Here is a 14,461-nt window from a genome sequence, read left to right as displayed (position 1 = left end):
CGATGAGACACCCGCGAAAGTGCGCCGGCACCTCACGCACCTCTCGCGGGTGATGAACACCACCGAAGCAACTCGACTGCTTATCGCTCTGCTCTACCTGAGCCGGGCTCCGCGCGCCGCCTCCGACCCGGGTGTACCGACGTGGTCGTGGCTGCTGAGCCAGCTGGCGGGAGGAGGCCGGGAAATCCGCTCCGCGGTGATCACGTGCCTGGCCCACCACCTCCCAGCGATCGAGGATCCGGCCGCCGAAGCGGGCGTGGCGAGCCTCGTACCCATTCCACCCCCCGGCTCCGAAGGGCCCCTGCTCGGGCTCATTCGGGCCATCGGATCCACCCAGCGGGTCGGGCCATTGCTCGACCAGTGCCTGCGGGACCTCTCGTCGGCCCAGGCCGACGGCAGCAACTACTTCACACCCGAGGACATGGCGCGTCTGATGGTCGGTGCGGCCGTCCCCCACGACGGGCACAGGGTGCTTGACCCGGCCTGCGGTTCGGGCGGGCTCCTGGTGGAGAGCCACCGCTACGTCCGCGAGCGCGTCGGGCTGAACCCCACCATGTCTCTGCGGGGAAGAGAGCTGCACGCCCCCACCTCGCAGGTGGCCCGCATGAACCTCTCGGTGCGGGGGATCAAGGCCGACATCCTTCCGCCCGGGGACAGCCTGGCGCGGCCCGAACCCGAGCCGTACGACATCGTCCTGGCCAATCCTTCCCTCAACCAGCGGGCCTGGACGCAGGAGGAAGGGACGGAGCAGCACGGCAGCCGGCCGGGCCCACCCGTCCCTTCCGATCCCCGGTGGCCGGAGGAGGCGCCACCCCGGAGTTCTGCCGACTCCGCGTGGATCCAGCACATCGCTCATGCGCTGGCTCCGGCCGGCCGCGCCGTCTTCTTGATGGCCGACCGTGTGGCCGCAAGCCGACAGACCATGCCCAAACGGCTCCGCGAACGACTGGTGCGGGACGATCTCGTCGAGTGCGTCATCGCCCTGCCACCCCGCGTGTACGGGCACTCCCAGGCCCCCGCCTGCCTGTGGGTGATCAACAAGGACAAGAGCGCACGGCCCGGATGGGGCTCCCTGGACCGTCGCGAGCAAGCCCTCTTCATCAACGCGCGTCGGGCCTTCGAAACGGTTCCGCAGTCGAGAGCGCGGAGACTGGGCGACAAGAACACGGCTCTGATCCTGAGCACGCTCGCAGCCTGGCGTGGTCTTCCCGGGCACGGTGCGGCGGCAACGCCGTACAGCGACACAGTCGGATGGTCCCGAAGCTGCTCCGCGAGGGAAATCGCCGACCGTGGGTACAGCCTGATGCCGACTTCGTACGCCGTGGAGGCTCCCGCTCCCGAACGGAACACATACAACCGGATCGAACAGCTCAAGCTCGAACTGTCCGAGCAGTTCGACCGGATGCACGCCCTGGAACTCCAGCTGCTGGACGTCTTGGAGGAGATCTGATGGAAGCCGAGGCCGACGGCGTCGGGTCCGGTACGACGACTTGGCGAACAACCTCCATCGAGGGTGAGGGAACCCGAAAGATCTACACCACCTGCGGCTTCCTCGACGAGAAGACCGCAGACAAGACCCCAGGAGTCGTCAGCTCAACGTTCGTCCGGGACGGCAGGATCCTCCCGCCCCCGGCCAACGACTGCCGGCCAGACGAAACTCCGCCCACCCGGGCGACCCTCAGGGAGGGCGATCTGGCCGTCGTACTCGTACGACGCGTGGGCGAGTCCGCTCTGGTCACCCCCGAACACGCGGGATGGACGGCTGCTCGGTCCATCGGCATCATCCGGGCAGAACCGCTCATCGTGCGTTGGCTGCACATCTGGCTGCAGACGCCCACGGCGAAGGCCCGGATCGACGAGGACGTCACGGCACACGTCGAACCGACCATCAGCCTCGACACCCTCCGTCAGCTGCTGTTCCCACTGCCCCCGCCGGATGTCGTCGACTCCTACCACCGGGCTTTCAGCCTCATCGAGGAGATGATCTCCCTCTACCGGGAGACGGCACGCAAGGCTGTAGCACTGGCAGACGCACTTCACGACGACGTGGTCTCTTCGGGCGGACCATGGGAAGCCCGCCCGCTCGCGGAGGTCGCCAAGCCGAAGACGGGCAAGGGCTCCGAGCGCTCGCTCCCTTCGCCGGCCCTGGAACCCTCCGCCGATGTGATCGCCCCCAAAGACCTGTACGGCCTCCCCGTTCCTCATGTCCCGCGATTCCGTCTGAGCGGCCCGGCCGGGGTCGGAGAGTTGCATCCGTCCGGCACCATCATGTTGAGCACTCGTTCCGACGGCGCACACGTCGCCGTGCTGAGCAGGCCGGCGACACCGCTCAGAAGCGTCGTTGCCATTCGACCCGCCGAGGACGAGGACCGTTGGTGGTTGCTCCACGAGCTCAGAAGCCGAAGCAGCGACATCGCTCGGGCGGCACAAGGCCAGAACAACCGGGAGATCTCAGCCCTGGCCCTGAGGCGCCTGAAGATCACCTGGCCGGACCGGTTCTCGCGCGCCGAATTCCACAGAGCGGCAGGGCCCCTGCACGAGGCGGCGCAGCTCCTGGCCTGCAAGATCACGACACTGCACGACCTGCGGGACGCGCTGCTGCGCGACATCTCGGCAAGGGCCGGCATCCTCCGGGAGCCGACCGGCAAGTCGGCAAAGCGAAGCGCTGGGGCCCCTGACCCCGTTGGGATTCCCGCGCCACGCGTCGGCAGGACCGGCCATGAGTGAGGATGGCACCCGGAGTATCGACGGATACACGAGTGAGGACGGTGGAGACGTGAGCACCGAGCGGCCGCTACTCAACCGCAGACTGAACGGGTTCGGGACGACGATCTTCGCGGAGATGTCGGCGCTGGCGACAACGACCGGGGCGATCAACCTGGGCCAGGGCTTCCCCGACACCGACGGGCCCGAGGCGATCCGCGAGGCCGCCGTCCGTGCCCTGCGGGAGGGCAAGGGCAACCAGTACCCGCCAGGACCGGGCGTCCCGGAACTGCGCGTCGCGATCTCCGCACACCAGGAGCGGTTCCACGGCCTCTCCCCCGACCCCGACACCGAGGTCCTGGTCACCGCCGGCGCCACCGAGGCCATCGCCGCCGCCATGCTGGCGCTGCTGGAGCCGGGCGACGAGGTGATCGCCTTCGAACCCTTCTACGACTCCTATACCGCCTGCATCGCCATGGCCGGCGCGAAGCACGTACCGCTCACCCTGCGCGCCCCGTCATTCCGACCCGACCTGGACGAGCTGCGATCCAAAATCACTCCGCGGACCCGCCTGCTGCTCCTGAACACCCCCCACAACCCCACCGGCACCGTCCTCACCCGTGAGGAACTGGCCGCCATCGCCGCGCTCGCCGTCGAGCGTGACCTGCTCGTCGTCACCGACGAGGTGTACGAGCACCTCGTCTACGACGACTCGCCGCACATCCCCATCGCCACCTTCCCCGGCATGCGCGAGCGCACGGTCACCATCTCCAGCGCCGGCAAGACCTTCTCCTTCACCGGGTGGAAGGTCGGCTGGATCACGGGGTCCAGCGCCCTCGTCGCAGCCGTCCGCACCGCGAAGCAGTACCTGACCTACGTCAGCTCCGGTCCGTTCCAGTACGCGATCGCCGAAGCCCTGCGCCTGCCGGAAACGTACTTCGACGGCATCCGCGCCGACATGCGGCGCAAGCGCGACCTGCTCGGCGACGGCCTGCGCGCGGCCGGATTCGAGGTCCACCAGCCACAGGGCACGTACTTCATCACCACCGACATCACCCCCCTGGGCGAGAAGGACGCCTACGCCTTCTGCCGCACCCTCCCCGAGCGCTGCGGTGTCGTCGCCATCCCCAACTCCGTCTTCTACGACGACCCCGACGCCGGCCGCAGCCAGGTCCGGTTCGCCTTCTGCAAGCAGGACGACGTCCTCCACGAGGCCACCAACCGCCTTCGCCGCCTCGCGTCCTGACACAGATGTCAGCGCCCACGGGCGGCATCCGGCGGTGACTCCTCGGGCGGCACGCCCGACAGGCCGGCCCGTCGGCGCCCGGGCCGGTCAACCGATCAGCAATGCGTCCTGCGTCAGCGGGCGTCCGCCTCGGGCTCCGGACGCGGGAGTTCGTCGAGGTCGAGGGTGAAGGTGCGGCCGTCGGCCAGAGGAATGGGGAGCTTGCCCGTCCCGTACTTGTGGGTGTGTGCCGCGATGTAACCGGTGGCGGTCGGCTGGGTGTGGAGGACGACTTCCTGGGCGTACGGGTCCACGACCAGGTAGACCGGGATGCCGTAGCGGCCGTACTTCGCGGTGCAGTCGTCGTAGTCCTTGCGCGCGGAGGAGGTCGAGACGACCTCGGAGATCAACAGGACGTCCTCGAAGCTGTAGCGCTTCCCCTCCCGGCGGGCGTCCTCGCGCAGGATCGCCAGGTCGGGGGCGGAATTCTCGTCGGCGGGGAAGTCGATGTAGACGTCGGAGGTGACCTTCGCGTGACGGCCGAGGGCAAGAGCGGAGTCGATCTGCATCGACCTGATGGTGCTGGAGTGCTCTTCGCTCTGCGGGGTCATGATCACCTTTCCGTCGGCCCCGAACAGGACCGTGTACCCCTTGGGGAACTCGGTGTGCACGATCGCGTCGACGCTCATGGACGGCTCCTTCCCGTGTGTGGTCAGGATACGACGGCCGGTGCCGCGTCACCGCGGCTCGCCGTTACGGCCGACGGGCCGTTCACCGGGCTGCGCGACGACCTGCGGGCCAAGCGGGACCTGCTGGCGGACGGGCTGGCGCGGGCGGGCTTCGGGGTGTTCCGGCCCCAGGGGACCTACTTCGTCACCACCGACATCCGCCCGCTGGGCGAGCACGACGGCATCGCGTTCTGCCGGGAGCTGCCGGGCCGGTGCGGTGTCGTGGCGATCCCTCACGCCGTCTTCTACGACCACCGCGAGCAGGGCGCGCCGTTCGTGCGGTTCGCGTTCTGCAAGCGGACCGAGGTGCTGCGGGACGCGGTGGAGCGGCTGGCGGCCCTGTAGCGCTTCCGGTGCGCGGTGTCACGGCGACACGCACGCGTGCCGGGGCCCGGCGGAGGGGACCACCCGGGCGGGCGGCCAGCGGTCGCGCCCGGCGCGCCCGGCGCCCAGGGTCGGGGTGACCGCTCACGCGCGCACGGAGGTGCACCCTGTCCGCCGAGACCTTCGACCACGTGACAGCCGCGGGATCCGCCCGGCCGGTGCCGGGGTGGCGTGCGGCGCTGTACCGCGCGGCCCCGGCACTGGGCCTGTTCGCCGCCGCCCGGCTCACCGGGATGCTGGTGATGGCGCTGTGGGCGTGGCACACCGGCCGCTCGCCGCGCGCCCTGCTCGCCCTGTCCTGGGACTCCGACTGGTACCTGGGGATCGCCGCGTACGGCTACGGCACGACCCTGTACTGGCCCGACGGGGTGGTCCAGTCGGACCTGGCGTTCTTCCCGCTGTACCCGGCGCTCGTCCGGGCGGTGACCACCGTGCTGCCGGTGGCGGGCGGGACGGCGGGCCTGCTGGTGTCCTGGACGGCGGCGGGGGCGGCGGCCTGGGGGATCTTCCTGATCGGCGAGCGGCTGCACGGCCGGGGGGCCGCCACCGCGCTGGTGCTGCTGTGGGGCCTGCTGCCGCACTCGATCGTGCTCTCCATGGCGTACACCGAGCCCCTGCTGACGGCGTTCGCCGCCTGGTCGCTGTACGCGGTCCTCACCCGCCGCTGGCTGTGGGCGGGCGCGCTGGCGGCGCTGGCGGGGGCCGCCCGGCCGAACGGGATCGCCGTCGCGGCGGCGGTGGGCGCGGCGGCGGCCTGCGAGGCGTACCGCCTCCTGCGCGACGAGCGCCGCACCGACTGGCGCCTGTGGGCCGGGGCGGCGGTGGCACCGGCCGGCTGGGCCGGGTACGTGCTGTGGGTGGGGGTGCGCGGGGGCGAACCGCTGCGCGGCTACTTCGCGGTGCAGGCCGGCTGGACGTCCCGGTTCGACTTCGGGGTGGGCACCTTCGGCTTCGCCCGCACCGTGCTGACCCGGCCCATGGAGCTGGGCTTCACCGGTGCGCTGCTCATCACCGCGGCGGGGGTGGTGCTCTTCGCGCTGCTCCTGCTGGACCGGCCGCCGCTGCCGCTGCTGGTGTACACCGCGGTGCTGGTGGTGATCGCGGTGGGCGGCTCCGGGTTCTTCGAGTCCAAGCCGCGGTTCCTGCTCCCGGCGTTCCCGCTGCTGCTGCCGGTGGCGTGCGCCCTGCGCAGAGCCCGGCCCAGGGCGGCGGCCGTGGTGGTCGCCGCCCTGGCCGGGCTCTCGTACGGCTACGGGACGTACCTGCTGACGCTCGCCCCGATGGCGCTCTAGGGGGCCGCCGGCCGGGCCGGACGGGCCGTCCGGCCGGACGGGTGGTCCCGCGGCGGCGCTCAGGCCTCGTCGCCGGGCTTCTCGTCGCCCTCGGTCTCCAGGCCGAACTGCTCCACGAGCCACTTGTCGAACTCGATGGACGCGCGCACCCAGCTGACGGTCGACTGCACGAAGTGCTCCAGGCTGACGCCGGTGCCGATCAGCATCTGCGCCTCGCCGATGAGCCGGACGGTCGCGCCGCCCTGCTCGTCCTCGTGGAGGTGCGTGTAGACCTTCGGCCACAGGGTGCGGCGGTTCCAGTCGTCGATCGTCTCCAGGATCTGCGCGCGGTTCTCGACCGGGTGGGGGCGGTCGTAGAAGGTCCGCACGGAGAAGACCTGCTGCTCCTCCTCGCCGCGGAACATGAAGTACGTGCGGAATTCCTCCCACGGCGCGGCGAGGTCACCCTCGTCGTCGATGACGTACTTCAGCTCCATCTGCTCCAGGAGCTGCTTGACGAGGTCCTGGTCCGGGACGACGGGGCCCGCCGGTCCGGCCTGCTGGGGCTCGGGCTGGCCACCGAAATTCGGAATCGAGCCGGGGTCGATGCTCACCGTGTAATTCCCTTCGAACGATTCCTGCCATCCTCTCCCATCCCCGGCCGTCAGTGGCAACCCCGGACACGGGCGATCCGCTGCCGGCGGACAGACCGGCCGCCGGCAGCGGGTGCGCGGGCGGCGCGCCTCCTACTCCGCCCGCCCCACGATCAGGTCGTCCCCGAAGCGGTCCACCCGGACGGTGTCGCCGTCCGTCACCTCGCCCGCGAGGATCTCCTTGGCGAGGCGGTCGCCGATGGCCGTCTGCACCAGGCGGCGCAGCGGGCGGGCGCCGTACGCCGGGTCGAAGCCCTCGACGGCGAGCCACTCCAGGGCGGCCGGGGTGACCTCCAGGGTGAGCCGCCGCTCGGCGAGCCGCGCCGCCAGCCGGTCGATCTGGAGGCCGGCGATGTGGGCGAGCTGGTCCCGGCCGAGGGCGGAGAAGACCACGATGTCGTCGAGGCGGTTGAGGAACTCCGGCTTGAAGGAGGCCCGGACCGCCTCCAGCACCTGCTCCCGCTTCTGCTCCTCCGGGGTCACCGGGTCCATCAGGAAGTGGCTGCCCAGGTTGGAGGTGAGGATGAGGATGGTGTTGCGGAAGTCGACCGTACGGCCCTGACCGTCGGTCAGCCGGCCGTCGTCGAGCACCTGGAGCAGGACGTCGAAGACCTCCGGGTGGGCCTTCTCCACCTCGTCGAGGAGCACCACGCTGTACGGGCGGCGGCGCACCGCCTCGGTGAGCTGGCCGCCCTCCTCGTAGCCGACGTAGCCGGGAGGGGCGCCGACGAGCCGGGCGACGCTGTGCTTCTCGCCGTACTCGCTCATGTCGATGCGGACCATGGCCCGCTCGTCGTCGAAGAGGAAGTCGGCGAGGGCCTTGGCCAGCTCGGTCTTGCCGACACCGGTCGGGCCGAGGAAGAGGAACGAGCCGGTGGGCCGGTCGGGGTCGGAGATCCCGGCCCGGGTGCGGCGGACCGCGTCCGACACGGCCCGTACCGCCTCGGTCTGGCCGATCAGACGGCGGCCGATCTCGTCCTCCATGCGCAGCAGCTTCTGCGTCTCGCCCTCCAGCAGGCGCCCGGCCGGGATGCCGGTCCAGGAGCCGACGACGTCGGCGATGTCGTCGGCGCCGACCTCGTCCTTGACCATGGTGTCCTTGGCGGCCTCCTGCTCGGCCTCGCTGGCCGCCTCCAGCTCCCGCTCCACGGCCGGGATCTCGCCGTACAGCAGCTTGGACGCGGTGTCGAAGTCGCCGTCGCGCTGGGCGCGCTCGGCCTGCCCGCGCAGGTCGTCGAGCTGCTCCTTCAGCTCACCGACGCGGTTGAGGCCCTGCTTCTCCTTCTCCCAGCGGGCGGTCAGGCCGCGCAGCTCCTCCTCCTTGTCGGCGAGGTCGCGGCGGAGCTTCTCCAGGCGCTGCACGGAGGCGGGGTCGGACTCGTTCTTCAGCGCCAGCTCCTCCATGCGGAGGCGGTCGACGGCACGCTGGAGCTCGTCGATCTCCAGGGGCGAGGAGTCGATCTCCATACGGAGCCGGGACGCCGCCTCGTCGACGAGGTCGATGGCCTTGTCGGGCAGGAAGCGGGAGGTGATGTACCGGTCGGAGAGGGTGGCGGCGGCGACCAGGGCCGAGTCGGCGATCTGGACCTTGTGGTGGGCCTCGTAACGGCCCTTGAGGCCGCGGAGGATCGCGATGGTGTCCTCGACGCTCGGCTCGGCGACCAGGACCTGCTGGAAGCGGCGCTCCAGGGCGGGGTCCTTCTCGATGCGCTCGCGGTACTCGTCGAGGGTGGTGGCGCCGACCATGCGCAGCTCGCCGCGGGCGAGCATCGGCTTGAGCATGTTGCCCGCGTCCATGGCGGAGTCGCCGCCGGCGCCCGCGCCGACGACCGTGTGCAGCTCGTCGATGAAGGTGATGATCTGGCCGTCGCTGGCCTTGATCTCGGACAGGACGGTCTTCAGCCGCTCCTCGAACTCGCCCCGGTACTTGGCGCCCGCGACCATCGCGCCGAGGTCGAGGGCGACCAGGCGCTTGTTCTTCAGGCTCTCCGGGACGTCGCCCTTGACGATGCGCTGGGCGAGGCCCTCGACGACGGCGGTCTTGCCGACGCCGGGCTCGCCGATGAGCACCGGGTTGTTCTTCGTACGCCGGGACAGCACCTGCACGACGCGGCGGATCTCCTGGTCCCGGCCGATGACCGGGTCGAGCTTGCCGTCGCGGGCGGCGGCCGTGAAGTCCGTACCGAACTTCTCCAGTGCCTTGTACTGGCCCTCCGGGTCCGGTGTGGTCACGCGGCGCCCTCCCCTCGCCTTCTCGAACGCGTCCAGCAGCTTCCTCGCACTGGCGCCCTGCCGCTCCAGCACCTCGCCGGCCCGGCCGCCCTTGGCGGCGATGCCGATGAGCAGGTGCTCGGTCGACACGTAGTCGTCGCCCAGCTCCTTGGCGCGCCGCGAGGCGTCGGCGACGACGGCGAGCAGGTCCCGGTTGGGCTGCGGCGGGGCGACGGTGGAGCCGGTGACGCTGGGCTGCGCGGCGAGCACCCGCTCGGCGTCGGAGCGCAGGGCGGCCTGGTCGGCGTCCACGGCGGCGAGCAGGTCGACGATGTTCTCGTTGTCCTGGCCCGCGAGCAGCGCGAGCAGCAGGTGCGCGGGGGTCAGGTCCGGGTGTCCGTCGGACACGGCGCGGCTGGTCGCGGCGTTCAGCGCATCCCGGCTCTTGTTGGTCAGCTCGGCATCCACGGGCGGTCTCTCCTCCTCGGTGCTGCGGGGTCCCACGGGGGTATGACTCATCCAACGTACGTAAAGTTGAGTCTATTCCACTCAATGGTGGTCCGGGACACCCGGCGCCGGTAGGTTCGCGGGCATGGCCATCGACCCCCGGAACCCCGGCACCTCGTATCTCGGCTTCTGGCGCGAGTACCACATGTGCACGCTCACCACGCCCCGGCCGGACGGCACACCCCACGTCGTGGCCGTGGGCGTCACCTACGACCCCGAGGGCGGCGACAGGGGCATCGCCCGGGTGATCACCAACAAGAACAGCCGCAAGGTCGCCAACGTGCTGGCCGCGGGCCCCGAGGGCGCACGGGTGGCGGTGTGCCAGGTCGACAAGGGGCGCTGGGCGACGCTGGAGGGCGTCGCGCGGATCCGGACGGAGCCGGAGGCGGTCGCGGACGCCGTGGAGCGGTACGCGGCCCGCTACGGCCGCACGCCGACGCCCAACCCGGACCGGGTCGTCATCGAGATCGCCCTCACCCGGGCGATGGGGCGCGCCTGAGGCGGCCCGGCCCGGGCGGCGCGGCCGGCCGGGGCGTACCCGCGGACGCACGGCGGGGCGCGGGCGCGGAGCACGCCGGGGCGTACGCGGACAGCACAGCGGCGCCACCGTGTTCAGGTCCACGATGGCGCCGCTGTGTGGGGGAAGCACCTGAGCGATCTACAACGACGGGGGAACCGCTCAGGCGCTGCGGGGGGTGGCGGTGGTGGTCTCCGGCTCGACCAGCTGGTGATCACGCTGGTCGAGGTTGACGAAAATCATGCCGTACCGGATGGCGCACCGGACGGGCTGCGGAGCTCCGCGGGGCCGCCGGAGGCATCGGTACGCTCGGATGTCCTCGTCTTCTCCGCGCGTGATGACGATCGGCTCCCCGAAGAGGGTGACCATCAACGAATCGCCACTGTGCGGCACAGCAGTGACGAGGTCGATGAAATGCCACCCGGACCGGTAAGCGGATGCCATCTCGCGCCGGAAGCGCGAGTCGTCGGGAACGTTCATGCGCCGAGGACGTGCCAGCCAGGGTCGGTATCGGCCAGGCCCGACGGTGCGGGCGCGGCGTGCCAGCCTGGGTCCTGCGGCGTGGTCACGGCGGTCCCGGGAGCCGCGTGCCAGCCCGGATCCTCGGCCACCCCCAGAACCCCTACCGCGCCGGCAGCGATGAACGCACTGGCAACCACTGCGCGTATGAGTCTCTTCGTCATCACCGAGCAACCTCACTTGAAGGCAACGTCTCTTTCCAACCCCCGCGGGTACGACGATTGCTCACTCTCCACGCTTCCACCACCTACGACAGGCATCATGTTCCTGAGATGCAGGAGCCTGGGGGTGTACGAATGAGCGCGAAATGGGACAAGCAGGGGCACCCCCATTCCCACACCGAGCTGTGCGAAGCGGGTTCCGAGCTCTACGCCAACGCCTTGCGCAGTGGACGAATACCCCGGTCAGAGGCGGATGAGGTGCCGTGCCTGCTCGACCTGGCGCTGCTCCACCCGGACCCGGACGACGCCCAGTGGCTCCGCCCCGTCCCGCCCTCCTCGGCCCTGGCGCAACTGCTCCAGCCCATCGAGCGCGAGATCCTGGAGCGTAGACGCCTCACCGTCGAACTGTCCGACGCGTTCGAGCCATTCATGGCCATCAGCGCGCAGAACGCTCCCACCACACACGCCATCACCGTGCTCGAGGGCCTCAACCGGATCAACGCCACCCTGGACCGCGTCATCTCCGGCTGCGAGAAGGAACTGCTCACCGTCCAGCCGGGCGGCGGACGCCCCGCCCAGGCGCTGAGCGAGGCCCTGCGCCGTGTGAAGCCCCTCCTCGGCCGCGGCGTCCGGATGCGCACGCTCTACCAGCACACCGCCCGGCACACCGAGTTGACGCTCACGTACCTCGAACACGTCGGCCCCGAGGTGCAGGTGCGCACCCTGGAACAGATCATCGACCGGCTGATCATCGTCGACCGCGAGGTCGCCTTCGTACCGGCGCGCAGCGACCGCCAGGTCGCCCTGGAGCTGCGCCACCCCGGACTGGTCGCCTACCTCGCCGGGGTCTTCGACCAGTTCTGGCAACTGGCCGTGCCCATCAACGAGCAGATCCCCTACGACCTGAAGTCTGACGGCATCAGCGGCGTCCAGCGCTCCATCGCCAAGCTGCTCGTCGAGGGCCACGTCGACGAGGCGATCGCCCGCCGCCTCGGCATGAACGTCCGCACCTGCCGCGCCCACATCGCCAAGCTCGCCGCCGTCCTCGGCAGCGGGAGCCGCGCACAACTGGGTTATCTGATCGCCCGGTCCGGCATCCTGGAGCAGGATCACTGATCCCGGCGGGGCGCGGCCGGGCGCGTCGCCGGAGCTACGGCGTGTCGTACGGCTTCCAGGGCGTGACCTCCAGCGTCCCGGTGTTGCCGAGGTCCAGCGGGCCGCCGTCGGCCGGGGCGACCGTCTGGGCGGCGGCGCCGGCTCCCGGGGTCACCCGCAGGTGGGTGCCGTTCGTCGCCACGACGTCGGTGCGGGTCACCGTGTTGCGCCAGACCGCCGAGGCGCGCGCCCGCTGCCCCGGGGCGAGCAGGAACGTGGACGGCCTGGCGGTGCTGTCGACGTTCGACCCCTCGCGGACCGTGACCTCCAGCGCCTCGCCGCGCTCCCCGAGCACCGCCACCTCCGGGTACCCGCTCACCCGGAACGGCTCCGCGCCGCAGTTGTGGAGGACGAGCCCCAGCGCCCGCAGGCCCATCGCCGCCTCCGTGGTCCCCGCCTCGACGCGCACCCCGGAGGCCGGGCAGCCGGCGGGCCGCGCCCCGGGTGCCTCGGACGCCCCGGGTGCCTCGGGGGCGCCGCCTCCGGGCGGTTCGGGCGCGCCCTGGGGTGGTGCGGGGGCCGCGGGGGGTGCCGTGGACGTGGGGCTCGCCGTGATCCGCTCCGGCAGCGGCGCGTCGCCCGTCTCGTCGTCGCAGCCCACCGCGAGGGCGGCCAGGGCCAGCAGGACGGCGCCGGCCCGCAGCCGGCCGCGTGAGGTTCCCCGTGTCATGCGCACCCGCGGATCATCGCACGGGCGTACGACGGCGAAGGCCCCCTCCGCCGGTGCGGAAGGGGCCTTCGCGGCGGCCACCCGACGGGGGCCGCGTGGTTCAGGTGTGCTCGCCGCGCCTGGGCGGCCGCCACACCACCAGGGCGCTCGCCTGCTGCACATCCTGGTAGGGGACGAGGTCGCGCCGGTACGAGGCGTGCACCTGCGCCTCGCGCTGCCGCATCGCCGCCGCCGCGCCCTCGACCGCCGCCGACAGCTCGGCCACCCGGGACTGGAGGGCGGCGACCTGGTTCTCCAGTTCGATGATCCGCTTGATCCCCGCGAGGTTGATGCCCTCGTCCTGGGACAACTGCTGCACCTGCCGCAGCAGTTCGATGTCACGCGCCGAGTAGCGCCGGCCCCGCCCGGCCGTACGGTCCGGGGAGACCAGACCCAGCCGGTCGTACTGGCGCAGGGTCTGCGGGTGCAATCCGCTGAGCTGGGCCGCCACCGAGATGACGTACACCGGTGTCTCGTCGGTCAGCTCGTACGGATTGCGACGGCGTCCGTCCATCTCAAGCCCCCTTCGCGGCCTGGAACAGCTCGGCCCGCGGGTCCTCACCCGCCATGGCCTCCCGGTACGTTTCGAGCGCCTCGCGCGCCTTGTCGCCCAGGTCCTTGGGCACGGCCACCTCGACGGTGACGAGCAGGTCCCCGCGCGTGCCGTCCTTGCGGACCGCCCCCTTGCCGCGGGCGCGCATGGTCCGGCCGTTGGGCGTCCCGGCCGGGATCTTCAGCGTGACGGCGGGCCCGCCGAGGGTGGGCACCCTGATCTCGCCGCCGAGCGCCGCCTCGTCGAACGTGACGGGCACCGTCACGGTCAGGTTGTCGCCCTTGCGGCCGAAGACCGGGTGGGCGCCGACGTGCACCACCACGTACAGGTCGCCGGCCGGTCCGCCGCGCTCGCCGGGCGCGCCCTTGCCGCGCAGCCGGATGCGCTGCCCGTCGGAGACGCCCGCGGGGATGCGGACCTGCATGGTGCGGGACGACTTGGCGCGGCCGCTGCCGTGGCAGACCTCGCACGGGTCCTGGGCGATGAGCCCGCGGCCCTTGCAGTCCACGCACGGGTCGGTCAGCGAGAAGGAGCCGCTGCCGCCGCGCGAGACCTGCCCGGTGCCGACGCAGGTCGGGCACACGCGGGGCGTGCCGTTCTTGTCGCCGGTGCCCGAACAGGCCTTGCAGGGCTGCTGGCTGGACATCCGCAGCGGGACCGTGGCCCCGTCGACCGCCTCGGTGAAGCTGAGCGTCACCTCGGACTCGATGTCCTGACCCCGGCGCGGCTGGGTGCGCGTGCCCGCGCCGCCGCCCCGGTTGAACAGGCCGCCGAACACGTCCCCGAGGCCGCCGCCGAAGCCGCCGGCCCCGCCGGCTCCGCCGGCACCGCCCTGGGCGCCCCCGAAGAGGTCGCCCAGGTCGAAGTTGAACGTGCCGCCGGCGCCACCGCCGGGACCGGCGCGGAAGCCGCCGTTGCCGAAGAGGGCGCGGGCGTCGTCGTACTCCTTGCGCTTCTTGGGGTCGCCGAGGACGTCGTTCGCCTCGGAGATCTCCTTGAAGCGCGCCTCCGCGCCCGCGTCACCCTTGTTGGCGTCCGGGTGGAACTCGCGCGCGAGCTTCCGGTACGCCTTCTTGATCTCGGCCTCGGTGGCGTCCTTGGGGACGCCGAGAACCTTGTAGTAGTCCTTCTCCACGAAGTCCTTCGTGCTCATCGACGTCCCTCC

At 71.5% G+C, this 14,461-nt stretch carries 14 protein-coding genes; 7 read left to right on the top strand and 7 right to left on the bottom strand.

The window, feature by feature from the left end; translation table 11 throughout:
- Window positions 1–52: 52 nt before the first annotated feature.
- From A4V12_RS01005 to A4V12_RS00995, 3 genes are read left to right on the top strand one after another with little or no spacing between them, the layout of a single operon-like run.
- On the top strand, window positions 53–1,450 hold the full coding sequence (locus A4V12_RS01005) for an N-6 DNA methylase (protein ID WP_234372028.1): 1,398 nt from the start codon (window positions 53–55) through the stop codon (window positions 1,448–1,450).
- Complete coding sequence (locus A4V12_RS01000) at window positions 1,450–2,727, top strand: hypothetical protein (protein WP_064067225.1); 1,278 nt, start codon at window positions 1,450–1,452, stop codon at window positions 2,725–2,727. Before A4V12_RS01005 ends, A4V12_RS01000 begins: the two co-directional genes overlap by 1 nt.
- Entirely contained in the window at window positions 2,720–3,949 is a 1,230-nt protein-coding gene (locus tag A4V12_RS00995) for a pyridoxal phosphate-dependent aminotransferase (RefSeq protein ID WP_064067224.1), read from the top strand. The genes A4V12_RS01000 and A4V12_RS00995 overlap by 8 nt, the downstream gene beginning before the upstream one ends.
- Before the next feature lie 113 nt (window positions 3,950–4,062).
- Here A4V12_RS00995 and A4V12_RS00990 read toward each other — a convergent pair whose 3' ends face one another.
- Window positions 4,063–4,617, bottom strand: coding sequence for a Uma2 family endonuclease (locus tag A4V12_RS00990; RefSeq protein ID WP_064067223.1), 555 nt, complete (start codon window positions 4,615–4,617; stop codon window positions 4,063–4,065).
- Between A4V12_RS00990 and A4V12_RS00985 the strand changes: the two genes are divergently transcribed.
- Together A4V12_RS00985 and A4V12_RS00980 are read left to right on the top strand one after the other, a co-directional pair.
- On the top strand, window positions 4,516–5,001 hold the full coding sequence (locus A4V12_RS00985; RefSeq protein ID WP_267893174.1) for an aminotransferase class I/II-fold pyridoxal phosphate-dependent enzyme: 486 nt from the start codon (window positions 4,516–4,518) through the stop codon (window positions 4,999–5,001). The two genes, A4V12_RS00990 and A4V12_RS00985, sit on opposite strands and share 102 nt — an antisense overlap.
- A gap of 170 nt (window positions 5,002–5,171) precedes the next feature.
- Complete coding sequence (locus A4V12_RS00980) at window positions 5,172–6,332, top strand: hypothetical protein (protein ID WP_064067221.1); 1,161 nt, start codon at window positions 5,172–5,174, stop codon at window positions 6,330–6,332.
- 59 nt (window positions 6,333–6,391) lie between these two features.
- On the opposite strand, the gene A4V12_RS00975 is transcribed toward A4V12_RS00980, so the two are convergent.
- Both A4V12_RS00975 and clpB read right to left on the bottom strand, forming a co-directional pair.
- The gene (locus A4V12_RS00975; protein ID WP_064067220.1) at window positions 6,392–6,925 is read right to left on the bottom strand and encodes a YbjN domain-containing protein; all 534 of its coding nucleotides are present in this window, start codon (window positions 6,923–6,925) and stop codon (window positions 6,392–6,394) included.
- Between the two features lie 132 nt (window positions 6,926–7,057).
- Window positions 7,058–9,643: an ATP-dependent chaperone ClpB gene (clpB, locus tag A4V12_RS00970; RefSeq protein WP_064067219.1), complete on the bottom strand. Its 2,586-nt coding sequence runs from the start codon at window positions 9,641–9,643 to the stop codon at window positions 7,058–7,060.
- 124 nt (window positions 9,644–9,767) lie between these two features.
- On the opposite strand from clpB, the gene A4V12_RS00965 reads away from it, so the two are divergent.
- Window positions 9,768–10,181: a pyridoxamine 5'-phosphate oxidase family protein gene (locus A4V12_RS00965; RefSeq protein ID WP_064067218.1), complete on the top strand. Its 414-nt coding sequence runs from the start codon at window positions 9,768–9,770 to the stop codon at window positions 10,179–10,181.
- A gap of 180 nt (window positions 10,182–10,361) precedes the next feature.
- Here the strand turns inward: A4V12_RS00965 and A4V12_RS00960 are convergent, their stop codons facing one another.
- A complete protein-coding gene (locus A4V12_RS00960; RefSeq protein WP_064067217.1) occupies window positions 10,362–10,679 on the bottom strand; it encodes a hypothetical protein in 318 nt (105 codons plus the stop codon).
- Between the two features lie 335 nt (window positions 10,680–11,014).
- Between A4V12_RS00960 and A4V12_RS00955 the strand changes: the two genes are divergently transcribed.
- Window positions 11,015–11,995 (top strand): helix-turn-helix transcriptional regulator, encoded by a 981-nt coding sequence (locus A4V12_RS00955; protein WP_079136714.1) that lies wholly within the window; start codon window positions 11,015–11,017, stop codon window positions 11,993–11,995.
- A gap of 34 nt (window positions 11,996–12,029) precedes the next feature.
- Here the strand turns inward: A4V12_RS00955 and A4V12_RS00950 are convergent, their stop codons facing one another.
- The 3 genes from A4V12_RS00950 to dnaJ form a co-directional block, all read right to left on the bottom strand.
- Entirely contained in the window at window positions 12,030–12,704 is a 675-nt protein-coding gene (locus A4V12_RS00950) for a DUF4232 domain-containing protein (RefSeq protein WP_064067216.1), read from the bottom strand.
- 100 nt (window positions 12,705–12,804) lie between these two features.
- A complete protein-coding gene (locus A4V12_RS00945; RefSeq protein WP_064067215.1) occupies window positions 12,805–13,257 on the bottom strand; it encodes a heat shock protein transcriptional repressor HspR in 453 nt (150 codons plus the stop codon).
- A 1-nt stretch (window position 13,258) separates the two neighbouring features.
- A complete protein-coding gene (gene dnaJ / locus A4V12_RS00940; protein ID WP_064067214.1) occupies window positions 13,259–14,449 on the bottom strand; it encodes a molecular chaperone DnaJ in 1,191 nt (396 codons plus the stop codon).
- Window positions 14,450–14,461 lie beyond the last annotated feature (12 nt).

Origin of the sequence: Streptomyces noursei, from assembly GCF_001646665.1 — a bacterium.
GTDB lineage: Bacteria > Actinomycetota > Actinomycetes > Streptomycetales > Streptomycetaceae > Streptomyces > Streptomyces lavendulocolor.
This window is presented reverse-complemented; position numbering and strand designations above follow the sequence as displayed.

Bases quoted from the DNA above. Each gene is read 5' to 3' on its own strand.
- A4V12_RS00995 (WP_064067224.1), top strand. From the start codon at position 2,720: ATGAGTGAGGATGGCACCCGGAGTATCGACGGATACACGAGTGAGGAC.
- A4V12_RS00960 (WP_064067217.1), bottom strand. From the start codon at position 10,679: ATGAACGTTCCCGACGACTCGCGCTTCCGGCGCGAGATGGCATCCGCT.
- A4V12_RS00990 (WP_064067223.1), bottom strand. From the start codon at position 4,617: ATGAGCGTCGACGCGATCGTGCACACCGAGTTCCCCAAGGGGTACACG.
- A4V12_RS00965 (WP_064067218.1), top strand. From the start codon at position 9,768: ATGGCCATCGACCCCCGGAACCCCGGCACCTCGTATCTCGGCTTCTGG.
- A4V12_RS00950 (WP_064067216.1), bottom strand. From the start codon at position 12,704: ATGACACGGGGAACCTCACGCGGCCGGCTGCGGGCCGGCGCCGTCCTG.
- A4V12_RS00955 (WP_079136714.1), top strand. From the start codon at position 11,015: ATGAGCGCGAAATGGGACAAGCAGGGGCACCCCCATTCCCACACCGAG.
- A4V12_RS00945 (WP_064067215.1), bottom strand. From the start codon at position 13,257: ATGGACGGACGCCGTCGCAATCCGTACGAGCTGACCGACGAGACACCG.
- dnaJ (WP_064067214.1), bottom strand. From the start codon at position 14,449: ATGAGCACGAAGGACTTCGTGGAGAAGGACTACTACAAGGTTCTCGGC.
- A4V12_RS01000 (WP_064067225.1), top strand. From the start codon at position 1,450: ATGGAAGCCGAGGCCGACGGCGTCGGGTCCGGTACGACGACTTGGCGA.
- A4V12_RS01005 (WP_234372028.1), top strand. From the start codon at position 53: ATGAACACCACCGAAGCAACTCGACTGCTTATCGCTCTGCTCTACCTG.